The organism is Devosia riboflavina (assembly GCF_000743575.1).
Lineage (GTDB): Bacteria > Pseudomonadota > Alphaproteobacteria > Rhizobiales > Devosiaceae > Devosia > Devosia riboflavina.
The window spans coordinates 1-722 of sequence record NZ_JQGC01000064.1; the positions used below are offsets into that span (position 1 = coordinate 1).

The following is a 722-nucleotide window of genomic DNA, read 5'->3' on the forward strand; positions in this document are numbered from 1 at the left end:
TTGCGCTGTGACGCATGTAGCCGTGAATATGGGGAAGTGCCCGAGTATCTGCGCACGTCGGTCTTCGAGGCGCATCACGTGGTGCCGGTGCATTTGGCGGGGGAGCGAAAAACGCGGGTTGAGGATCTAGCGCTGCTGTGTGCTAGCTGCCATCGGCTAATACATCGTGTCATCGCTCGGGAGAAACGATGGATCGGAGTGTCAGAGTTTGCGGCCATCATCGGCTAGTACGTCGACGTTCCGCGCCACAACTATTTTGTGCTTGCAAGCAAATTCTTCACACGTGCTCTAATGTTTTCAAATGTCACATTGAGATGATTTTTGGCGACCTGTGTAAGAAGTCCAGTATGCCCAACGGCATTACGAACAGGGCGAAAGCTTACCGCGTCTTTCCAAAGAGACGGGTTCCCATCACTCGGCTTTCCGCCTTCTGCACATATGGCGAGCATATCCATACCCAAATAGCTTAGCTCATCGGATTTCTTGCGAATGTCAAAGCTAATGCTCGCTTCTTTTTTGCGATCCTGTTCTCGCTGCATCCATTCCTTTGCTTCCGTCGCGGCTGGATTTGTAAGCCCTTTTCCAGTCTCTGAAATATAAGATCGCACAAGATTCTCAGACAGGAAGCAATCTACGTATGCAGACACATTGAACTCCGCATCCGGCCTAAGCCTAGAAAGCCACAGTTCAACGTTATCCTTCACCTCTTTCGGGCTATTTTC

2 protein-coding genes are annotated in these 722 nt (G+C 50.6%); one reads left to right on the forward strand and one right to left on the reverse strand.

What is annotated here, in order from left to right:
* On the forward strand, positions 1–228 hold a 228-nt coding region (locus JP75_RS24670; RefSeq protein ID WP_210165359.1), incomplete at its 5' end, for an HNH endonuclease.
* Between the two features lie 23 nt (positions 229–251).
* On the opposite strand, the gene JP75_RS26385 is transcribed toward JP75_RS24670, so the two are convergent.
* Positions 252–722: hypothetical protein (locus JP75_RS26385; protein ID WP_210165360.1), on the reverse strand; the 471-nt coding region annotated here is incomplete at its 5' end.